The following is a 16,828-nucleotide window of genomic DNA, read 5'->3' as shown; positions in this document are numbered from 1 at the left end:
GCCGGGCACACGACGCGGTGCGGGGCGAAGGGCGAGGCGAGACAGCAAGATGACCACTCCCACGGTGTATGACGTCGCCGAACAGGCCGGCGTCTCCATCGCGACCGTGTCGCGCGTCTACCGCAGCCCCGACGCGGTCCGGGCGGCGACCCGCGACAAGGTCCTGGCCGCGGCGCGCGCACTCGGTTATGTGCCGAGCGGCAGCGCTCGCGGGCTCGCCAGCCGGGCGACCGGGGTCCTGGGACTCTGCTTCCCCGACTTCCACGACACCGAGGCGGAGCACGCCCCCGGCGCCGAGGACGCCGAGCTGGTTCTCTACTCCGACCAGGTCATCCGCGGCATGGAGCGCGCGGCGCGGCGCCATGGCTACGCGCTGCTGATCTCGGCCGCGCACGCCGACCAGGCCGGCCGGCAACTGGCCGAGGTGGCGGGGCGCGTGGACGGCCTGGCCGTGCTCGCGCAGTCGCTGACCGAGGAGGACCTCGATGTCGTGGGGCGCCGGCAGCCCGTCGTCCTGCTGGCCGGCGAGCGGCACACCGGCTACGACCATGTCGAAGTGGCCAACTTCGACGGCCAGTTGGAGCTGACGCGGCATCTGATCGTCGACCACGGACTGCGCCGTCTGGCCTTTGCCGGCGGCCCGGCGGACTCGCCGGACGGCGAGGCCCGCTTCCGCGGCTACCAGGCCGCCCACCTGGAGGCCGGACTGCCGCTGCCGCAGGCGCCCGACACCAGAGGCGACCTCACCCAGGCCGCGGGCCGCAAGGCGGCGCTGGAGCTACTGGACCGGGACGAGCCCGTACCCGACGGACTGGTCTTCGCCAACGACCAGATGGCGGTGGGCGCGCTGCACGCCCTGGAGGCGCGCGGGGTCTCCGTCCCGGACGACATCGCCGTGACCGGCTTCGACGGGATCCCGCTGAGTCGTCTGGTGCGGCCGACGCTGACGACCGTACGACAGCCCACCGGCCACCTGGGCGAGGTGGCGGTGGAGCTGCTGATCGCCCGGCTCCACGAGCGCGACCGGGCGGCCGAGCTGCGCGTGCTGCCGGTGACGGTGACCCGACGAACGAGCTGCGGTTGCGCACCGGAAAGCACCGTTTGAGGCCGGGTAACAGCCCTTTGTCAGCTCCGCGTTCACTGATGTCCGCACGTTTACGGAAGCGTTACCTCCAGACCTCTTGAGTCGGTCCGCCCAGTACTACAAGGTCATGTATGCGCTTACGTACAGCGCTTACATGAATGTGTTGGAGGGCCCCATGACACGCACCAAGTCCGTCAGCGTCGCCGCGACCGTGATGGTGACAGCGCTCGCCCTGACCTCCTGCGGAAGCGGTGGGGGCGCGCAGGTGGCAGCGGACAAGAAGCAAACGCTCACGGTGTGGGCCATGGGCGAGGAGGGCACCCGCCTCAAGGCGGTCACCGACGAGTTCACCAAGGAGCACCCGAACATCACCGTCAAGGTGACCCCGGTGGGCTGGGACGTCGTGCACCAGAAGCTGGTGTCGGCCATCGCCGGCAAGAAGCTGCCGGACGTGGCACAGATGGGCTCCACGATGATGGGCGAGTTCATCGCCCTGGACGCCCTGGAGCCGGTGGACGCCAAGACGTTCAAGAAGTCCGACTTCTTCCCCGCCACCTGGGACAGCAATGTCAAGGACGGGACCGCGTACGGCGTTCCCTGGTACGCCGACACCCGCGCGCTCTACTACCGCACCGACCTCGCCGAGAAGGCCGGGATCGACAAGGCCCCCACCACGTGGAAGGACCAGCAGGCCCTTGCCACCGCCTACAAGAAGGCGGGCGCCGAGTGGGGCACGGACCTGCAGCCCAGCAGCTCCGGTGCCTGGCAGAGCTGGGTGCAGTACCTGTACTCGGCCGGTGGCGAGCTGATCGGCAAGGACGGCAAGCCGGCCCTCGACTCCCCTGCGGCGATCCGTGCGTTCACCGAGTGGGCCGGCTACTTCAAGAAGGGCCTGGCCAAGAAGACCTTCACGCCCGGGTACGACGTCACCAAGGACTTCGCCTCCGGCAAGCGGCCGATGTTCCAGAACGGTCCATGGATGGTGCGCAACATCTCCGACCAGCAGCCGCAGCTCAAGGACAAGTACAAGGTCGTGCCCGTCCCCGCGGACAAGACCTCGACCTCCTGGGTCGGCGGCGCCTCCCTGGTCACGTTCAAGGACAGCGCGCACAAGGCGGCGGCCGAGGAGCTGACCAAGTTCCTCACCACGCCCAAGACGCAGGCCAAGTGGTACGAGGCGGACAAGGCGCTGCCGGCCGTCAAGGCCGCCTGGGACGAGCCCGCCCTCCAGAACGGCGGCGAGTCGCTCGCCACCTTCAAGTCCTCGCTCGACACGGCGAAGGCCATCCCGCCGCTGGAGAAGTGGAACGAGTTCGCCGCGGCCGTCGAGGGCGCCCTGGCGAAGATCTCGCAGGGTGCGGACCCGGCGGCGACCGCGAAGGCGCTGCAGAAGACGGCCGCGGGGCTGGTGGGCTGACCCCATGAGCACCACCACCGCACAGGCCGGTGCGCCGGGTGCCGGGCAGGACGCAGTGGTGCCGAAGGCCCAGGGGGACGGCGCCGGGCCCGCCCGGCGCCGTCGGGACCGGCTGTCCCGCCACAATCTGGCCGGCTGGCTGTTCTCCACACCGTTCCTGGTGCTGTTCCTCACCTTCATGGCGTTCCCGATCGTGGCCACGCTGTTGATGAGCTTCACCGACTTCGGCCTGCGCAACGTCACTGATCCGCTGTCGGCGCAGTTCGTGGGTCTGGACAACTACACGAAGCTGTTCCAGGACGACAAGTTCGTCACGGCGCTGTTCAACACGGCCTACTTCGTGGTGCTCGGCGTGCCGCTCACCATCGGCAGCGGCCTGGCCGCCGCGGTGCTGCTCAACTCGGGAATCGACCGGCTGCGCACCTTCTTCCGGGTCGGTTTCTACGCACCGGTCGTCACGGCCATCGTGGCGGTCGCCGTGATCTGGCGCTTCGTCCTCGATCCCAGTGAGGGCCTGATCGCGGGCCTCGGTCACCAACTCGGCTTCCAGACACCGGACTTCCTCGGCTCCGAGACCTTCGCGATGCCCTCGCTGATCGTGATGGCCGTGTGGCGGAACATGGGTTCGGCGATGGTGCTATTCCTCGCCGGCCTGCAGGCCATTCCGTCGGAGGTGCGGGAGGCGGCGCGGATCGACGGCGCCGGGATCTTCCAGGAGTTCCGAAGGATCACGGTGCCGCTGCTGCGGCCCACCATGCTCTATGTCGCCGTCATGACCACGATCGGCTTCCTCAACGTCTTCGAGGAGCCGTTCGTGATGACCGACGGCGGCCCGTCGGACAGCACCCTGACGATCTCGCTGCACATGTACCGCGAGGGCTTCGACTTCTTCCACATGGGTTACGCCAGCGCCATGGCGTACGTCCTGTTCGTGATCGTCCTTGCGATCACCACGCTCCAGCTCCGTCTCCTGAAGGACAAGACGTCATGAGCACGACTGAGACCCGGGCTCCGCTCACGGCCCCGGCGACGAAGCCGCGGCGGGATCCGGCCGCCCGGGCCCGTCGGACACTCGTGTACGTCCTGCTCACCCTCGGGCTGATCGTGACGGTCGCGCCGTTCCTGTGGATGGCGCTGTCGTCCTTCAAGACGCAGCGGGAGCTGGGCGCGAGTCCGCCGGTGTGGCTGCCGACCGAGTGGACCCTGGAGAACTTCCGGGAACTGCTCGACCGGATGGACGTGGGGCAGGCGTTCTTCAACTCCCTGCTCGTCGCCGTGTTCGTGACCGTCTGCAATCTGCTGTTCTGCTCGATGCTCGGCTACGCGCTGGCGAAGCTGAACTTCGTCGGGAAGCGGCCGATCTTCGGTGTCGTGCTCGGCGCCCTGATGGTGCCCGGCAACCTCATGCTGCTGCCCATGTTCGTGATGATGAGCGCGATGGGGCTGATCGACAGTTACGCCGCCCTGATCCTGCCGTTCGCGGCCGGTGCCTTCGGTGTCTTCCTGATGCGGCAGTTCATCCAGGCCATCCCGGACGAGCTGCTCGAGGCGGCGCGGATGGACGGGGCCCGCGAGTGGTTCATCTTCTGGCGGATCGTGCTGCCGCTGGTCAAGCCGGCCCTGGCGACGCTGTCGATCTTCGTGTTCCTCGGCTCGTGGAACAACTTCCTGTGGCCGCTGGTCGCCACCAACGACCCGGGCAAGTACACGCTGCCGGTCGCCCTCGCCACCTTCGCCACGGACCCGACCCAGGCCGACGGTTCCAACGGCGTCCTGATGGCAGGCGCCTTCCTCGTGGTGCTGCCGGTGCTGCTCGTCTTCGTCCTGCTCCAGCGCTTCTTCACTCAGGGCATCGCCACCGCCGGGCTGAAGTAGCCCTTCCCTCCGGCCGGTTCCCGTCCCACGCCACGGGGACGGGAACCGGTGAATCCGTACGCCATGAATGTATGCGCATCCATTCGAGAGGCGGACCACCATGCCACCGAGGAACGCCGCACGACACGCCCCGGACCGGCCCACGGCCGTGGCCGTCACCGTGCCACCCCCCACCGGATTGCGTGCCGAGGACGGCACCGGTCATGTGTTCCTGACGTGGGATCCGGTGCCGGGGGCCCGTGGCTACCTCGTGCACCGTTCGCCGTTCGCGGACGGCCCCTACGAGCCCCTGACCGGGCAGCCCCTCCCCCGTCCCCCGTACGCCGACACCCGGGCCGAACCCGGTCGCGGCCACTGGTACAAGGTCGCGGCCCTGACCGACGACGGCCCCGGACCGCTCACCCCGACGCCCGTCCCCGGGTGCGTCAAGGCCCGGGGCATCGCCCTCGCGACCGTGACCGTCACGGTCGACGCCACCGGCGCCGTACCGCCGCACGTCACCGGCGACGGCGCCCAGGCCCTGGTCAACGCCGTGGCGAGGCACACGGAAGACTGCTCGCACGTGTACGTCGTGGTGTGGAACACGGCCGCCGACCGCCCCGGTGTGCCGCCGGGTTCGCCGGCGCTGGACCGCACGGCCGTTGTACGGCTGACCGGCCTCGCCGCAGACACCTCGTACGCCGTCTCACTGCACCGCGCGGACACCACCGAGGCCGAAGCGACTCGCGACGCACTCACCGACACGCTGCCCCACGCGCAACTCCCCCCGCTCACGACAGCACCGGACGGCACCGCCTCCCTCTCACTCGACGTCCCGCTGCCGGGCCTGCGCTCGCTCCATCTGTCCCGTATCTGACCACCCCCACATCAATGGAAAGAGACCGGATGAAACGCCGCACCTTCCTCACCACCGCTGCGGGCGCCTCCACCGCCCTCGCTCTCGGCACCGCCACCACGGCCGCCGGCACCGACACGGACGCCCTGCTGCGCCGCTGGTTCCGCGACACGTATCGCTCCATCGAGGCCCTGACCACGGACTTCGGTCTGGCCGCGGACACCATGGACGTCACCGCGAGCACACTCACGCCGTCCGTCAACACCTCACCGACCAACATCGGTTGCGGCCTGTGGGCGACGGTCGCGGCCGGCGGACTCGGAGTCATCGACGCCACGACGATGCACCGCCGCCTCGCCCGCACCGTGAGCGCCGTGGAGCGGCTGGAGCGCGCCCACGGTTTCTGGTTCAACTGGTACGACGCCTACACCGGCGAGACTCTCACGACATGGCCGGGCAGCGGCGACCCGGTGGACCCGTTCCTGTCGTCCGTCGACAACGCGTGGCTGGTCACGGGCCTGAGGATCGCCGCCGACGCCGAACCGGAGCTGCGCCCGCGCGTGGCACGGCTGCTCGCGGACGCCGACTGGTCGTTCTACTACACGCCGTACGACGCCGCGGACCCGGCATCGGGCCCCGGGCAGCTCCACGGCGGCTACTCCACGGCCACCGAGTCCTTCACCTCCCACTGGTACGGCACGCTCAACACCGAGCCACGCATGGCCAGTTACCTCGGCATCGCCGACGGCTCGCTGCCCGGCGAGCACTACTGGCACACCTTCCGCACCCTGGAGCCCGGCGCCGATCAGGAACAACAGCCCCAAGGCCAGTGGGTGACGGTCGACGGAGTGCGGCTGTGGCGCGGGCACTACACCTACCGGGGCCGCAAGATCGTCCCCTCCTGGGGCGGGTCGATGTTCGAGGCGCTGATGGTGCCGCTGTTCGTACCGGAGGCGGCGTGGTCGCCGGGCGCGTGGGGGCTCAACCACCGGCGCTACGTACGCAGTCAGATCGAGCACGGGATGGTCGAGGAGGCGTACGGCTACTGGGGCTTCTCCCCTGCCGACGTCCCGGCGGGCGGCTATGCCACGTACGGCGTGGACGCCATCGGCATGGCGGTCGACGGCTACGCCTCCGGGGGCGTGGTCACTCCGCACGCATCCTTCCTCGCGATGCCGTTCGCACGCGACGAGGCGGTCACCAACCTGCTGCGCATCGCCCAGGACTTCGGAGCGTACGAGGACGGCCTGGGCTTCCGTGACTCGGTCGACGCGAACACCGGCCGGGTCAGCGACCACGTGCTCACGCTGGACCAGGGAATGATCGCGGCGGCGCTGGCCCAGGTGCTCAAGCCGGGACTGCTGCAAGACCCGTTCCGCACCGGAGGGTTCGCACGGCGCGTGCGGCCGCTGCTGGCGAAGGAGGATTTCGGGATATGACGGAGACGAGACACGGACAGGGCCGCCCTTTCCGGCGCCCCAACATCATCGTGATGATGACCGATGACCACGCAGTGCCCGCCATCGGCGCGTACGGCAGTGTCATCAACCGGACCCCGGCGGTGGACCGGCTCGCGGCCGAAGGCATGCGGTTCGACAACGCCTTCTGTACGAACTCGATCTGCTCGCCCGCCCGCGCGACGCTGCTCACCGGCGCGTACAGCCATGTGCACGGCATGACGACGCTGGAGCAGCGGGGGCAGAAGTTCGATGCGCGTCAGCCGTCGTTCCCCGAGATGCTGCAGGCGGCGGGCTATCAGACGGCGATCATTGGCAAGTGGCATCTGGGGCACGGCGGGGTCAGTGACCCGTGCGGCTTCGACCACTGGGAGGTCCTGCCGGAGCACGGGCAGTACCACGACCCCACGTTCGTCACCGCCGACGGTGAGCGCAAGTACGTCGGCTACGTCACCGACATCATCACCGACCTGGCACTGAACTGGCTGGACAAGCGGGACCCCGACCGGCCGTTCGCGCTGCTGATCCAGCACAAGGCACCGCATCGCGCCTTCGAGTCGGCCGAGCGCCATCGTCACCTGTACGAGCACGAGGAGATTCCGGCCCCGGCCACGCTCCACGACGACTACGCGAACCGGGCGGACGCGGCGGCCGAAGCACGGATGCGGATGTCCGATCTGCTGCCGCAGGACCTCAAGACGCCGGTGCCCGAAGGGCTGTCGGAGCGTGAGGAGCGGGAGTGGCGCTACCAGCGCTACATCAAGGAGTACCTGCGGGTCATCGCGGGGCTCGACGAGAACGTGGGCCGGGTCCTGCACTACCTCGACGTCAGCGGGCTGACCGACGACACCGCGGTCGCGTACACCTCCGACCACGGTTTCTATCTGGGTGAACACGGCTGGTTCGACAAGCGGTTCATGTATGAGCCGTCGCTGCGCATCCCGTTGGTCGTGCGCTGGCCGGGGGTGGTGCGGCCGGGGTCGTCGTGCGACGAGCTGGTGGCGAACGTCGACTACGCGCAGACGATTCTCGACCTCGCCGACGTACCCGCGCACGAGCGGATGCAGGGCAGCAGTCTGCTGCCGCTGCTGCGCGGCGAGCGGCCGGACGACTGGCGTGACGCGGTCTACTACCGCTACTTCGAGCACCTGGACGTGTGCCATGGCGTGCAGGCCAATTACGGGATCCGCACCCGGACGCACAAGCTGATCCATTATCCGGGCCACGGTTCGGGGCAGGTCGGGGCGTCGCCGGAGACCCGGACGCCGCAGTGGGAGCTGTTCGATCTGGAGCGGGATCCGGACGAGCTGCACAACCGGTACGACGACCCCGAGTACGCGCAGGTCGTCGAGGACCTCACGGCGCGGCTCACCGCGCTGCAACTGCGCTACCTGGACACACCGGAGCACGTGAGCACCGAGGAGCCTCGATGACACAGCAGTCGGTGCCGGCCGCCGCCGGCTTCGCTCCACGGCGCCGAACCGTCCTGGGCGGCCTGGGCGCCGGGGCTGCCCTGGCGGCCGCCCCCGGGTCGCTGAACTCCGCGGCGGCGGCCGTGAAGACCCAGTCTCCGGGCGATGGGTCCGCCGCCTCCGTCACCTACCGCGACAAGCAGTTCCTCATCGACGGCGAACCGGCTGTCGTCCTCGCCGGTGAGATCCACTACTTCCGCCTCAAGCGCGCGGACTGGCAGTCCCGGCTCGACAAGGCGAAGGAAGCGGGACTCAACGCGATCGCCACGTACATCCCCTGGATGTGGCACGAGACCGCGGACGGCTCGATCGACGTCACCGGCCGGACGAGGCCCGAGCGCGACCTGGGCGCCTTCCTCGACCTGTGCCGGGAGAACGGCTTCCATGTCATCGCCAGGCCCGGCCCGTTCACCATGGCCGAACTGAAGGGCGAGGGCGTCCCGCAGCGGGTGCGCACGGACCACCCGGAGATCGTGCCGACAGGCTGGAACGGCGACAAGGCCACCACGGCCGCCGTCGACTATCTGGCACCCGCGTACCTCAAGGAGGCCAGGCGCTGGTACGACGCGGTGATGCCGGTCATCGCCGAGCGCCTGCACCGCAAGGGCAGGCCCGGCGTGATCGCCTGCCAGCTCGACAACGAGATCGGCATGCTGCCGTGGGTCAGCAACGGGCCCGTCCTGACCGACCGTTGTCTGCGGAACTTCAACGCCTGGCTGGACGAGACGTACGGGAAGGATCTGGCGGAGCGCTATCCCTTCGCAGGCGGCAGCGCCGCCGAGCGTGACGCCGCGATCCGCTCCCCGAAGGACGGCTACGCACCCGCCCTCATGCACGATCTGGGGACGTACATGCGCGGTGCGATCGCCGACTACGCGGCACGGCTGCGCTCGTACGCGGAGGCGGGCGGGGTTCGCGGCATCCCGTTCCTGATCAACATCCACGGGACGGGCGGCGGCAGCGCCGAGAACTTCCCGATCGGTGTCAGCCAGTTGATGGAGTCCTACGCGGGCAAGCCCGGGATGATCTCCGGCGCTGACTTCTACCTCGGCGATCTGACCCTCGGCAATGTGACGGACCTGTATCTGGTCAATGCGTTCATGGACGCGGTCAACGACAGTGATCAGCCGTTGACGGCCCTGGAGTTCGACGCAGGGCACGCCGACTACGGGGACGACCTGAGCAATGAGACAGGGCGTGGGGCGGTCGGGCTCAAGACGCGGCTCTGTGTCGCCCAGGGCGCGAAGATGATCAACTACTACCTCTTCGCCGGCGGCTTCAACCCGAAGCTCGACAAGCCGGTCGGCGACGGCAACGACCGCATCGGCATCACCGGCGAACGCCATGGCTTCGCCGCGCCCGTCGACCCCGAGGGCAGGCCCGGCGTCAGCTTCGCCCCCACGAAGGAGACAGCGCAGGCCGTCCGCGGGCTGGCCGCGGCGCTGGCGCCGATGAAGGCGGAGTACGACGACGTGGTGCTCGGCTTCGTGCCCGACCACTACCTCACCGAGTACCGGCCGCCGGACAGCGATGCTGTGCGGGCCCTGGTCGACGATGTGACGGGCACCCGTGGCTTCGGGCCGCGTGGCGCCCTGTCGCGGGCCATGCTGCTCGGCGGCTTCCGGTACCGGAGCGTCAGCCTTCAGGCCGGCGACCTGGATCCGGCCGAGCAGCCGGTCCTCGCCCTTGCCACGGGTCAGTACCTGGCGCGCGAGGTGCAGGAGCGTCTCGTGCGGTACTTGCGGGCGGGCGGGCGGTTGCTGTTGTCGGGGCAGGTGCCGGGCAAGGACATGACGGGCGCCCCCTGCACGGTTCTGCGGGACGCGCTGGGCCTGACGCCGGGCAGGACCCTCACGGACGCGAACCAGTTCTGGCTGTCCGTCACCGCACACGGGTGGGCGGCGCCGCGGGCCGAGATCCGGGTGCCCAAGGCCCAGTTGTGCTCGGCGAGCCGGGGCGAGACGGTGCTGCGTGAGGTGTCCACGGGGGACGGCTGCGGCTTCGACATCCCTGTGGGCAAGGGGCGGGCGGTCGTGATCACTACGGCGTACCGTTGCGACCTCGACTTCTGGCTCAGCGCCTTCAAGGTTCTGGGCGCGGTACCCGCGATCAGTCACAGCTCGACCGACGCGGGCGTGTTCATGCTCACCACGAAGGACGAGGGCGGCGGCCGGCTGCTGCATGCCTTCAACGTCACCTCCGGCTACGCCGAGTCCTGCACGGTCTCCGAAAAGGGCAAGGCCCTGTTCGGTGGAGAGCGGCTGCACCTGGAGGGGGCGAGCGCGGCGATGCTGCCGCTGGGCCTCACGGCTGGCGGGCTGCGCATCGCGTACGCGACCGCCGAGATCACCGGGATCGCGGACGGCGGGGTCACCTTCCGCGCACTGGGCGGCGAGGCGGTCGTGGCCGTCGAGGGCCGGGCGCGGTGCGAGGGCGCCAAGTCCTCTTACGAGGGCGGGCGCACGATCCTGCGCGTACGCCGCGCAGAGTTCACGGTCCGCAAGGGCTGACGCCGGTGACGCAGGAGGGGCCGCACCGCCCGAGGGCGGTGCGGCCCCTCTGTTGTGGACTACAGCTCGAAGATCCCGTAGCCGAAGCCCTCCGCGCTGATCCGGCCCCCGCTCACCTTGACGCCGGACACCTCCACCGGGGTGACGGTGTCCTTCGGCGCGGCTGCGTCCGCGTGTTCGCTGCGCGGATTGACGACGACGAGGTAGCGGCCGCCGCGGATGTAGGCCAGCGGGTATCCGTCGTGCAGGACTTCGGTGCTTCCGTCGGGGCCGAGTTCCGGAGTGGCTCGACGCAGGGCGATGAGGCGTCGGACCAGGTTCAGAAGGGACTCGGGGTCGGCCTGTTGGGCAGCGACCGTGGGCCGGTCGGCGTCGGGGTCGACGGGCAGGTAGAGGCGGTCGGCCGGGGCGGTGGAGAAGCCCGCGTTGGAAGTGTCGTCCCACTGCATGGGGGTGCGTGAGCCGGCCCGGTTGTAGCGGGGGCCGAGGCGGCTGCCCTCGTGGTCGGGCAGGCCGGGGACGTAGCGCATGCCGATCTCGTCGCCGTAGTAGATCGCGGGCAGCGTGGGCCACGTGAGCTGGAACGCGAAGGCGGCGGGCAGCTGCTCGGCGGTGCGGGGCCCGCAGGCCAGGCGGGAGAAGTCGTGGTTGGCGGTGGGCAGGGCGATGAAACCGGCGTCGCCGATGGCGTCGCGGGCCGCGCGCCAGCCGTCGAGGAAGGTCCGGGGGGAGCCTTCGCCCGAGGCGTCGAAGTACGGGGCTTGCGGCGCCCAGGGCTCACTGACCGTGCCCGCGAAGTTGTTCCACAGGGAGCGCAGGTACAGGCCGTCGTTCTCGGAGCCGAACTGCAGGAAGAAGTCGGCGTGGAAGCCGGCCGGGACGGAGGTCGCCGGGTCGCCCCATTCGGACAGGAGTGCCGCGTGCGGGTGCGCGGTGTCGAGCCAGCCGCGCAGCTCCCGCCACAGTTTGGCGGTTTCGACGTGGCCGGGGTCGTCCTTGATCAGCGATGCGGCCATGTCCACGCGGAAGCCGGACAGGCCGAGGGAGAGCCAGTGGTCCATGATGTCGCGCAGGGCGCGGCGGTTGGCGCGGGGTCCTTCGGCGTCGACGGGCAGGCGCCAGGGCTCGTCGGCGTTCGTGCGGGCGTGGCCGAAGTTGAGGGCGGGCTGCGACTCGAAGAAGTTGGGCTGGTAGAAGCCGGAACGGGTGCCGGGCGAGGCGACGAAGCCCGGCGGCGCCGTCTCGGTGTCGGCCCAGATGTAGCGCTGGTCGGCGGGGTCGGCGGCCGATGCCTTGAACCAGGCGTGTTCGTCGGAGGTGTGACCGGCGACCAGGTCGAGCAGGACGCGGATACCGCGGCGCCGGGCGGCGTCGACGAGGTTGGCCAGGTCGTCGTTGGTGCCGTAGCGCGGGGCGACGGTGAGGTAGTCGCTGACGTCGTAGCCCGCGTCCCGGAACGGCGAGGCGAAGCACGGGTTGAACCAGACGGTGTTCACGCCGAGCCAGGCGAGGTGGTCCAGTTTGGCCTCGGCACCGGCGAAGTCGCCGATGCCGTCGCCGTCGGAGTCGGCGAAGGACTGCGGATAGATCTGGTACAGGACGGCGTCGGCGAGCCACTCGGTGGCGGGGCGGCGAGAGGTCATGGCGTGGGGTCCTCCGAGGACGGTCGGGGTGGTGCGGTGTGCAGAACTGCCTCGATCGGCAGGTGGTCGCTGGGGAAGCGGCCGCTGGGCGCGAAGGTGTTGGCGTGTGCCGAGCGGACCCGGACGCCTCGCGAGACGAGAATCCAGTCGATGCGCTCGCCGTCAGGGACCGGGGGCGTGTAGTCGTGGAAGGTGCCCAGGTCCGGGCCGCGTTCCTCGGCCGCGTCCCAGGCGTCCACGAGTCCCGCGCCCGCGAGCAGGCGGACGTACGGCGAACTGTCCGGTCCCGCAGGGGTGTTGAAGTCGCCGGTGACGATGGTCGGGATGCCGGGTGCGAGCGCGCTCAGCCGCTCGGCGAGCAGGGCCGCGGAGCGCTCGCGGGCGCGGGCGCTCGCATGGTCGAAGTGGGTGTTGGCGGCGTGCAGCTCGCCGCCCGTGGCCAGGTCTCGGAAGTGGGCCCAGGTGACCATGCGGGGGCAGCCGCCGCCCCAGGTGTTGGAGGCCGGGATGTCCGGTGTGCCGGAGAGCCAGAAGTTCCCGTGTGTCAGGGGGGCCAGGCGCCTACGGTCGTAGAAGATGGCCATGAACTCGCCGCCGTCACCGCCCTCCCGGCCCTCTCCGATCCAGCCGTAGTCGTCACCGTACTCGCCCAGGGCCCCCTCGACATCGTGCACTTGGTGCCGCAGGCCCTCCTGGGTGCCGATGAGGTGGGGACGCCGACGGCGCAGCAGCTCGGCGACCGTCTGTCTGCGCTCGGGCCAGGTGTGGGGCGGGTTGTCCCAGTGGACCTGCAGGTTGAAACTCATGACGTGCAGTCCGTCCCCGGCCGTCGGAATCCCGAGGTCGGCCATCAGAAACCTCCACCCCACTTGTATGCGCTTCCTGAATGCGCTTACATGACTGGCGCACACGTTAACTTCGCATGGGCGATGCGGCAATAGAGCGGTGAGGGGCTCGCATGCTTCGAGGATATGAGGACCAGGTCAAGGGGCTTCTCGACCGGATGACCACCGCGGAGAAACTGGGTCAGCTGCAACAGCTGACCTGGACCGGTGACACGGGTCCCGGCGGCGGCCAGACCGCGCACATCGAAACGGCGGCGCGCGCCGGTCTGCTCGGCTCGGTGCTCAACATCCATGGTGCGGCGCACACCAACGCCCTGCAGCGGATGGCCGTCGAGGAGTCCCGGCTCGGCATCCCGCTGCTGTTCGGCCTCGACGTCATCCACGGCTTCTGGACCACGTTCCCGATCCCGCTGGCCCAGGCGGCCTCCTTCGACCCGGACGTGGCCCGCCGCGACGCCGAGGTGTCGGCGGCGGAGACCCGATCGAACGGTGTGCACTGGACGTTCTCTCCGATGATGGACGTCACCCACGAGCCGCGCTGGGGCCGCATCGCGGAGGGCTGCGGCGAGGATCCGTACGTGAACGCCGCCTTCGCGGTGGCCAAGGTCCGCGGCTACCAGGGGGGCGACGGCGGCGGCGAGTTGGCGGACACGAAGCGCATCGCTGCGTGCGCCAAGCACTTCGTCGCCTACGGCGGGGCGGAGGGCGGTCGCGACTACAACACGGTCGATGTCTCCGAGCAGCGGCTGCGCAACCACTATCTGCCGCCCTTCAAGGCCGCCGTGGACGCGGGCGTGGCCACGGTGATGGCCGCGTTCAACACGGTCGCGGGGGTACCGGCGCACGGCAATCCGCACACGATGAACACGATCCTCAAGGAGGAGTGGGGCTTCGACGGCTTCGTCGTGAGCGACTACACGGGTGTCGAGGAACTCATCGCGCACGGCTTCGCCGAGGACGGTGCCGACGCGGCACGCCTCGCCTTCAACGCCGGGCTCGACATGGAGATGGTCTCCACCAACGTGACCGAGCACGGCGAGCGGCTCGTGGCCGACGGCCTGATCGGCGAGACCCGCCTCGACGACGCGGTCACGCGCATCCTGCGCCTCAAGTTCGCCCTCGGCCTGTTCGACCAGCCGTACACCGACGAGCCCGCCGAGATCACCGGTCCGACGCCGGCCGCACGGGAAGCGGCGCGAGCCGCCGGCGCCCGGTCGATGGTGCTGCTCAAGAACGACGACGGGGTCCTCCCCCTCGCGCGCACCACACCCTCGATCGCGGTTGTCGGCCCGCTCGCGAACTCCACTGATCTGCACGGCACTTGGGCCGGGCCCGGCGGCTACCACCTCCCGTCCGTGAGCATCCTGGACGCGGTGCGCACGGCGGCGCCCGGCGCCCGCGTCACCCACGCCGATGACGACATCACGGCCGCGGTCGCCGCGGCGCGGGAGGCCGAGGTCACGGTCGTCGTGGTCGGCGAACCCCCCGCGCTGAGCGGCGAGGCGTCCGTGCGCAGCGACATCGGGCTGCCCGGCGGGCAGGAGGAACTGATCGCCGCCGTCGCCGCGACGGGCAAGCCGTACGCCGTGGTTCTCCTCAACGGCAGGCCCCTGACGATCGGCGCCTGGCTGGACACCGCACCCGCGGTCCTCGAGGCCTGGCACCCGGGCATCGAGGCGGGGCACGCCGTGGCGGACGTGCTGTTCGGCACGGTCAACCCCGGCGGCAAGCTGCCCGTGTCCTTCCCCCGGGCGGTGGGCCAGATTCCGGTCTACTACAACCACGAGAACACCGGCCGCCCCGCGCATGTCCCCGGCGCCGACCCGAAGTTCGTCTCCAAGTACCTGGACCTGGACGAGACCCCGCAGCTCCCGTTCGGGCACGGCCTGAGCTACACGACGTTCACCACCGGCGCCCCGGAGCTGCGGCGCGCCGAGATCACCCGCGACGAGCTGACGGCGGGCGAGACGCTCGAGGTCACGGTGACGGTCACCAACACCGGCGACCGCGTCGGCGACGAGGTCGTCCAGCTCTACATCCACGACGTCGCGGCGAGCATCGCCCAGCCGGTGCGCCGGCTGCGCGGCTTCGAGCGCGTGACGCTGGAGCCGGGCGAGAGCACCACGGTCCGCTTCCGGCTCGGCGCCGATGACCTCGGCTTCTGGACGAACGACCCGGCAGGGACGTACGTCGTGGAGCGGGGCCGCGTCGACGTCTACGCGGGGACGAGCTCGACGGCGGAGGCACGCGGCACGCTGCGCGTTCTCTGACGGACCGTACGGCCTTCCCGCCGGCGCCGCGGCCGACCTCTCACAGGTGGCCGCGGCGCCGGCCCATGTGGTGACCGCCCCGCGCCGCGAGGCGTCGACGTGTCAGGGGGCCTGGAGGCCGGACACCGCGGCGGCCATGCGGTCCACCGCTTCACGAAGGATCGCCGAAGAGGTGGCGTAGTTGACCCGTACGAACCCGGCACCCCCGCTGCCGAACGCGTGCCCCGAGCTCAACGCGACGCGCGCCTGGTCGAGGAACAGCTTGGCGGGGCCGGCGATGTCACTGACCACCGGAGTGGCAGTGGTCAGCGAGGTCGTAGGGAGGCCGAGGGCGCGGCAGTCGAGCCAGGCGAGATAGGTCGCCTCCGGCCGCATCAGGGCGAGCCCGGGAAGTCGCTCGGCGACGAGTTCGGCGAGCAGCGCCCGGTTCGCATCGAGACCACTCAGCAGCGCGTCCAGCCAGCGCCGTCCCTCCTCGAAGGCAGCGGTGTGGGCGAGGACGCCGACGTGGCTGGGTCCATGGCTGACCTCCTCCGGAAGCCGGTGCAGGTCGTCGACGGCGTTCGGTCCGGCCACCAGCAGTGCTGCCTTCAGGCCGGCGAGATTCCAGGCCTTCGACGCGGAGTGCAGGGCGAACGCGTCCCCGGCGCCGGGGACGGTCAGGTAGGGGACGAACTCGGCACCGGGCAGCACCAGGGGTGCGTGAATCTCGTCGGAGACGACTCGCACTCCGAAGGACTTGGCCAGAGCAGCGACCGCGATGAGCTCGGCCCTGGTGTGCACGGTTCCGGTGGGGTTGTGGGGGTTGGCCAGCAGGAGCACGGTCCGTGCCGAGACGCGCTGGGCCGAGGCGAACGATGACCTGAGCGTCTCCATGTCGAGTCGGCCACCGGGGCCGAGCGGTGCTTCGATCACCCTCCTGCCGGAGTGGGTGACGAAGGCGTAGAACGGCGGGTAGACGGGCGGGCACACCACCACGGCATCGCCCGAGGACGTGATCAGCCGCAGCGCCTCGACGATGCCCATCATCACGTCGGGGACGATCTCGGTCCGCTCGGCCTCCAGGTCCCGCCAGCCCCAGCGGTCCGCGGCGAAGGACTGCAGGGCACGGGCGTAGGCACGGCCACTGGGATAACCGGTGTCGCCCGCCGCGATGGCCTCGTGCAGCCGGGCCGCGACCGGCTGGGCGAGCGGCACGTCCATCTCGGCCACCCAGAGGGGCAGGACGTCGGCCGGAAAAGTGGTCCACTTCATGCTGGTCCGGGCCCGCAGCTGGTCGATCGTCAGCTGTTCGAGCGGGTTCCTGATCGACGGATCCGTGTCGGATGGCATGGTCGCGATGCTAGCCACGACCCGAGGTCGGGTCGATGACGGCGCGATGTCCGCGGATGGCCCCGCTGGAGTGTCAGCTCCCTGACAC

General features: G+C 70.2%; 12 protein-coding genes. 9 read left to right on the top strand and 3 right to left on the bottom strand.

Translation table 11 applies throughout. The features are described 5' to 3' along the window. Positions 1-49 precede the first annotated feature (49 nt). From ACZ67T_RS31200 to ACZ67T_RS31165, 8 genes are all read left to right on the top strand, one after another. Positions 50-1,105, top strand: coding sequence for a LacI family DNA-binding transcriptional regulator (locus tag ACZ67T_RS31200; RefSeq protein WP_469988337.1), 1,056 nt, complete (start codon positions 50-52; stop codon positions 1,103-1,105). Positions 1,106-1,259: 154 nt separating this feature from the next. Beyond that, complete coding sequence (locus ACZ67T_RS31195; RefSeq protein ID WP_469988336.1) at positions 1,260-2,501, top strand: extracellular solute-binding protein; 1,242 nt, start codon at positions 1,260-1,262, stop codon at positions 2,499-2,501. A gap of 4 nt (positions 2,502-2,505) precedes the next feature. Continuing rightward, positions 2,506-3,492: a carbohydrate ABC transporter permease gene (locus ACZ67T_RS31190; protein ID WP_469988335.1), complete on the top strand. Its 987-nt coding sequence runs from the start codon at positions 2,506-2,508 to the stop codon at positions 3,490-3,492. Then, positions 3,489-4,376 carry a carbohydrate ABC transporter permease gene (locus ACZ67T_RS31185; protein ID WP_469988334.1) on the top strand — a complete coding sequence of 296 codons (888 nt, stop codon included), beginning with the start codon at positions 3,489-3,491 and terminating at the stop codon, positions 4,374-4,376. Before ACZ67T_RS31190 ends, ACZ67T_RS31185 begins: the two co-directional genes overlap by 4 nt. Positions 4,377-4,476: 100 nt before the next feature. Beyond that, on the top strand, positions 4,477-5,232 hold the full coding sequence (locus ACZ67T_RS31180; RefSeq protein ID WP_469988333.1) for a hypothetical protein: 756 nt from the start codon (positions 4,477-4,479) through the stop codon (positions 5,230-5,232). A 29-nt stretch (positions 5,233-5,261) separates the two neighbouring features. Further along, a complete protein-coding gene (locus ACZ67T_RS31175) occupies positions 5,262-6,650 on the top strand; it encodes a glucoamylase family protein (protein ID WP_469988332.1) in 1,389 nt (462 codons plus the stop codon). After that, positions 6,647-8,101, top strand: a complete 1,455-nt coding sequence (locus ACZ67T_RS31170; RefSeq protein ID WP_469988331.1) for a sulfatase family protein — start codon at positions 6,647-6,649, stop codon at positions 8,099-8,101. The genes ACZ67T_RS31175 and ACZ67T_RS31170 overlap by 4 nt, the downstream gene beginning before the upstream one ends. Next, positions 8,098-10,650, top strand: coding sequence for a beta-galactosidase (locus ACZ67T_RS31165; protein ID WP_469988330.1), 2,553 nt, complete (start codon positions 8,098-8,100; stop codon positions 10,648-10,650). Before ACZ67T_RS31170 ends, ACZ67T_RS31165 begins: the two co-directional genes overlap by 4 nt. Positions 10,651-10,709: 59 nt before the next feature. Here the strand turns inward: ACZ67T_RS31165 and ACZ67T_RS31160 are convergent, their stop codons facing one another. Both ACZ67T_RS31160 and ACZ67T_RS31155 read right to left on the bottom strand, forming a co-directional pair. Continuing rightward, the gene (locus ACZ67T_RS31160; protein WP_469988329.1) at positions 10,710-12,293 is read right to left on the bottom strand and encodes an alpha-amylase family glycosyl hydrolase; all 1,584 of its coding nucleotides are present in this window, start codon (positions 12,291-12,293) and stop codon (positions 10,710-10,712) included. Next, positions 12,290-13,144, bottom strand: coding sequence for an endonuclease/exonuclease/phosphatase family protein (locus ACZ67T_RS31155; protein ID WP_469988328.1), 855 nt, complete (start codon positions 13,142-13,144; stop codon positions 12,290-12,292). Before ACZ67T_RS31155 ends, ACZ67T_RS31160 begins: the two co-directional genes overlap by 4 nt. 107 nt (positions 13,145-13,251) lie before the next feature. Between ACZ67T_RS31155 and ACZ67T_RS31150 the strand changes: the two genes are divergently transcribed. Then, complete coding sequence (locus tag ACZ67T_RS31150) at positions 13,252-15,408, top strand: glycoside hydrolase family 3 N-terminal domain-containing protein (protein ID WP_469988327.1); 2,157 nt, start codon at positions 13,252-13,254, stop codon at positions 15,406-15,408. 102 nt (positions 15,409-15,510) lie between these two features. On the opposite strand, the gene ACZ67T_RS31145 is transcribed toward ACZ67T_RS31150, so the two are convergent. Further along, positions 15,511-16,740: a MalY/PatB family protein gene (locus tag ACZ67T_RS31145; RefSeq protein WP_469988326.1), complete on the bottom strand. Its 1,230-nt coding sequence runs from the start codon at positions 16,738-16,740 to the stop codon at positions 15,511-15,513. Positions 16,741-16,828: the final 88 nt, after the last annotated feature.

The organism is Streptomyces sp. NPDC107517, assembly GCF_055582645.1.
The sequence above is the reverse complement of the archived record's forward strand: the minus strand, read 5'-3'. Positions and strand labels throughout refer to the sequence as shown.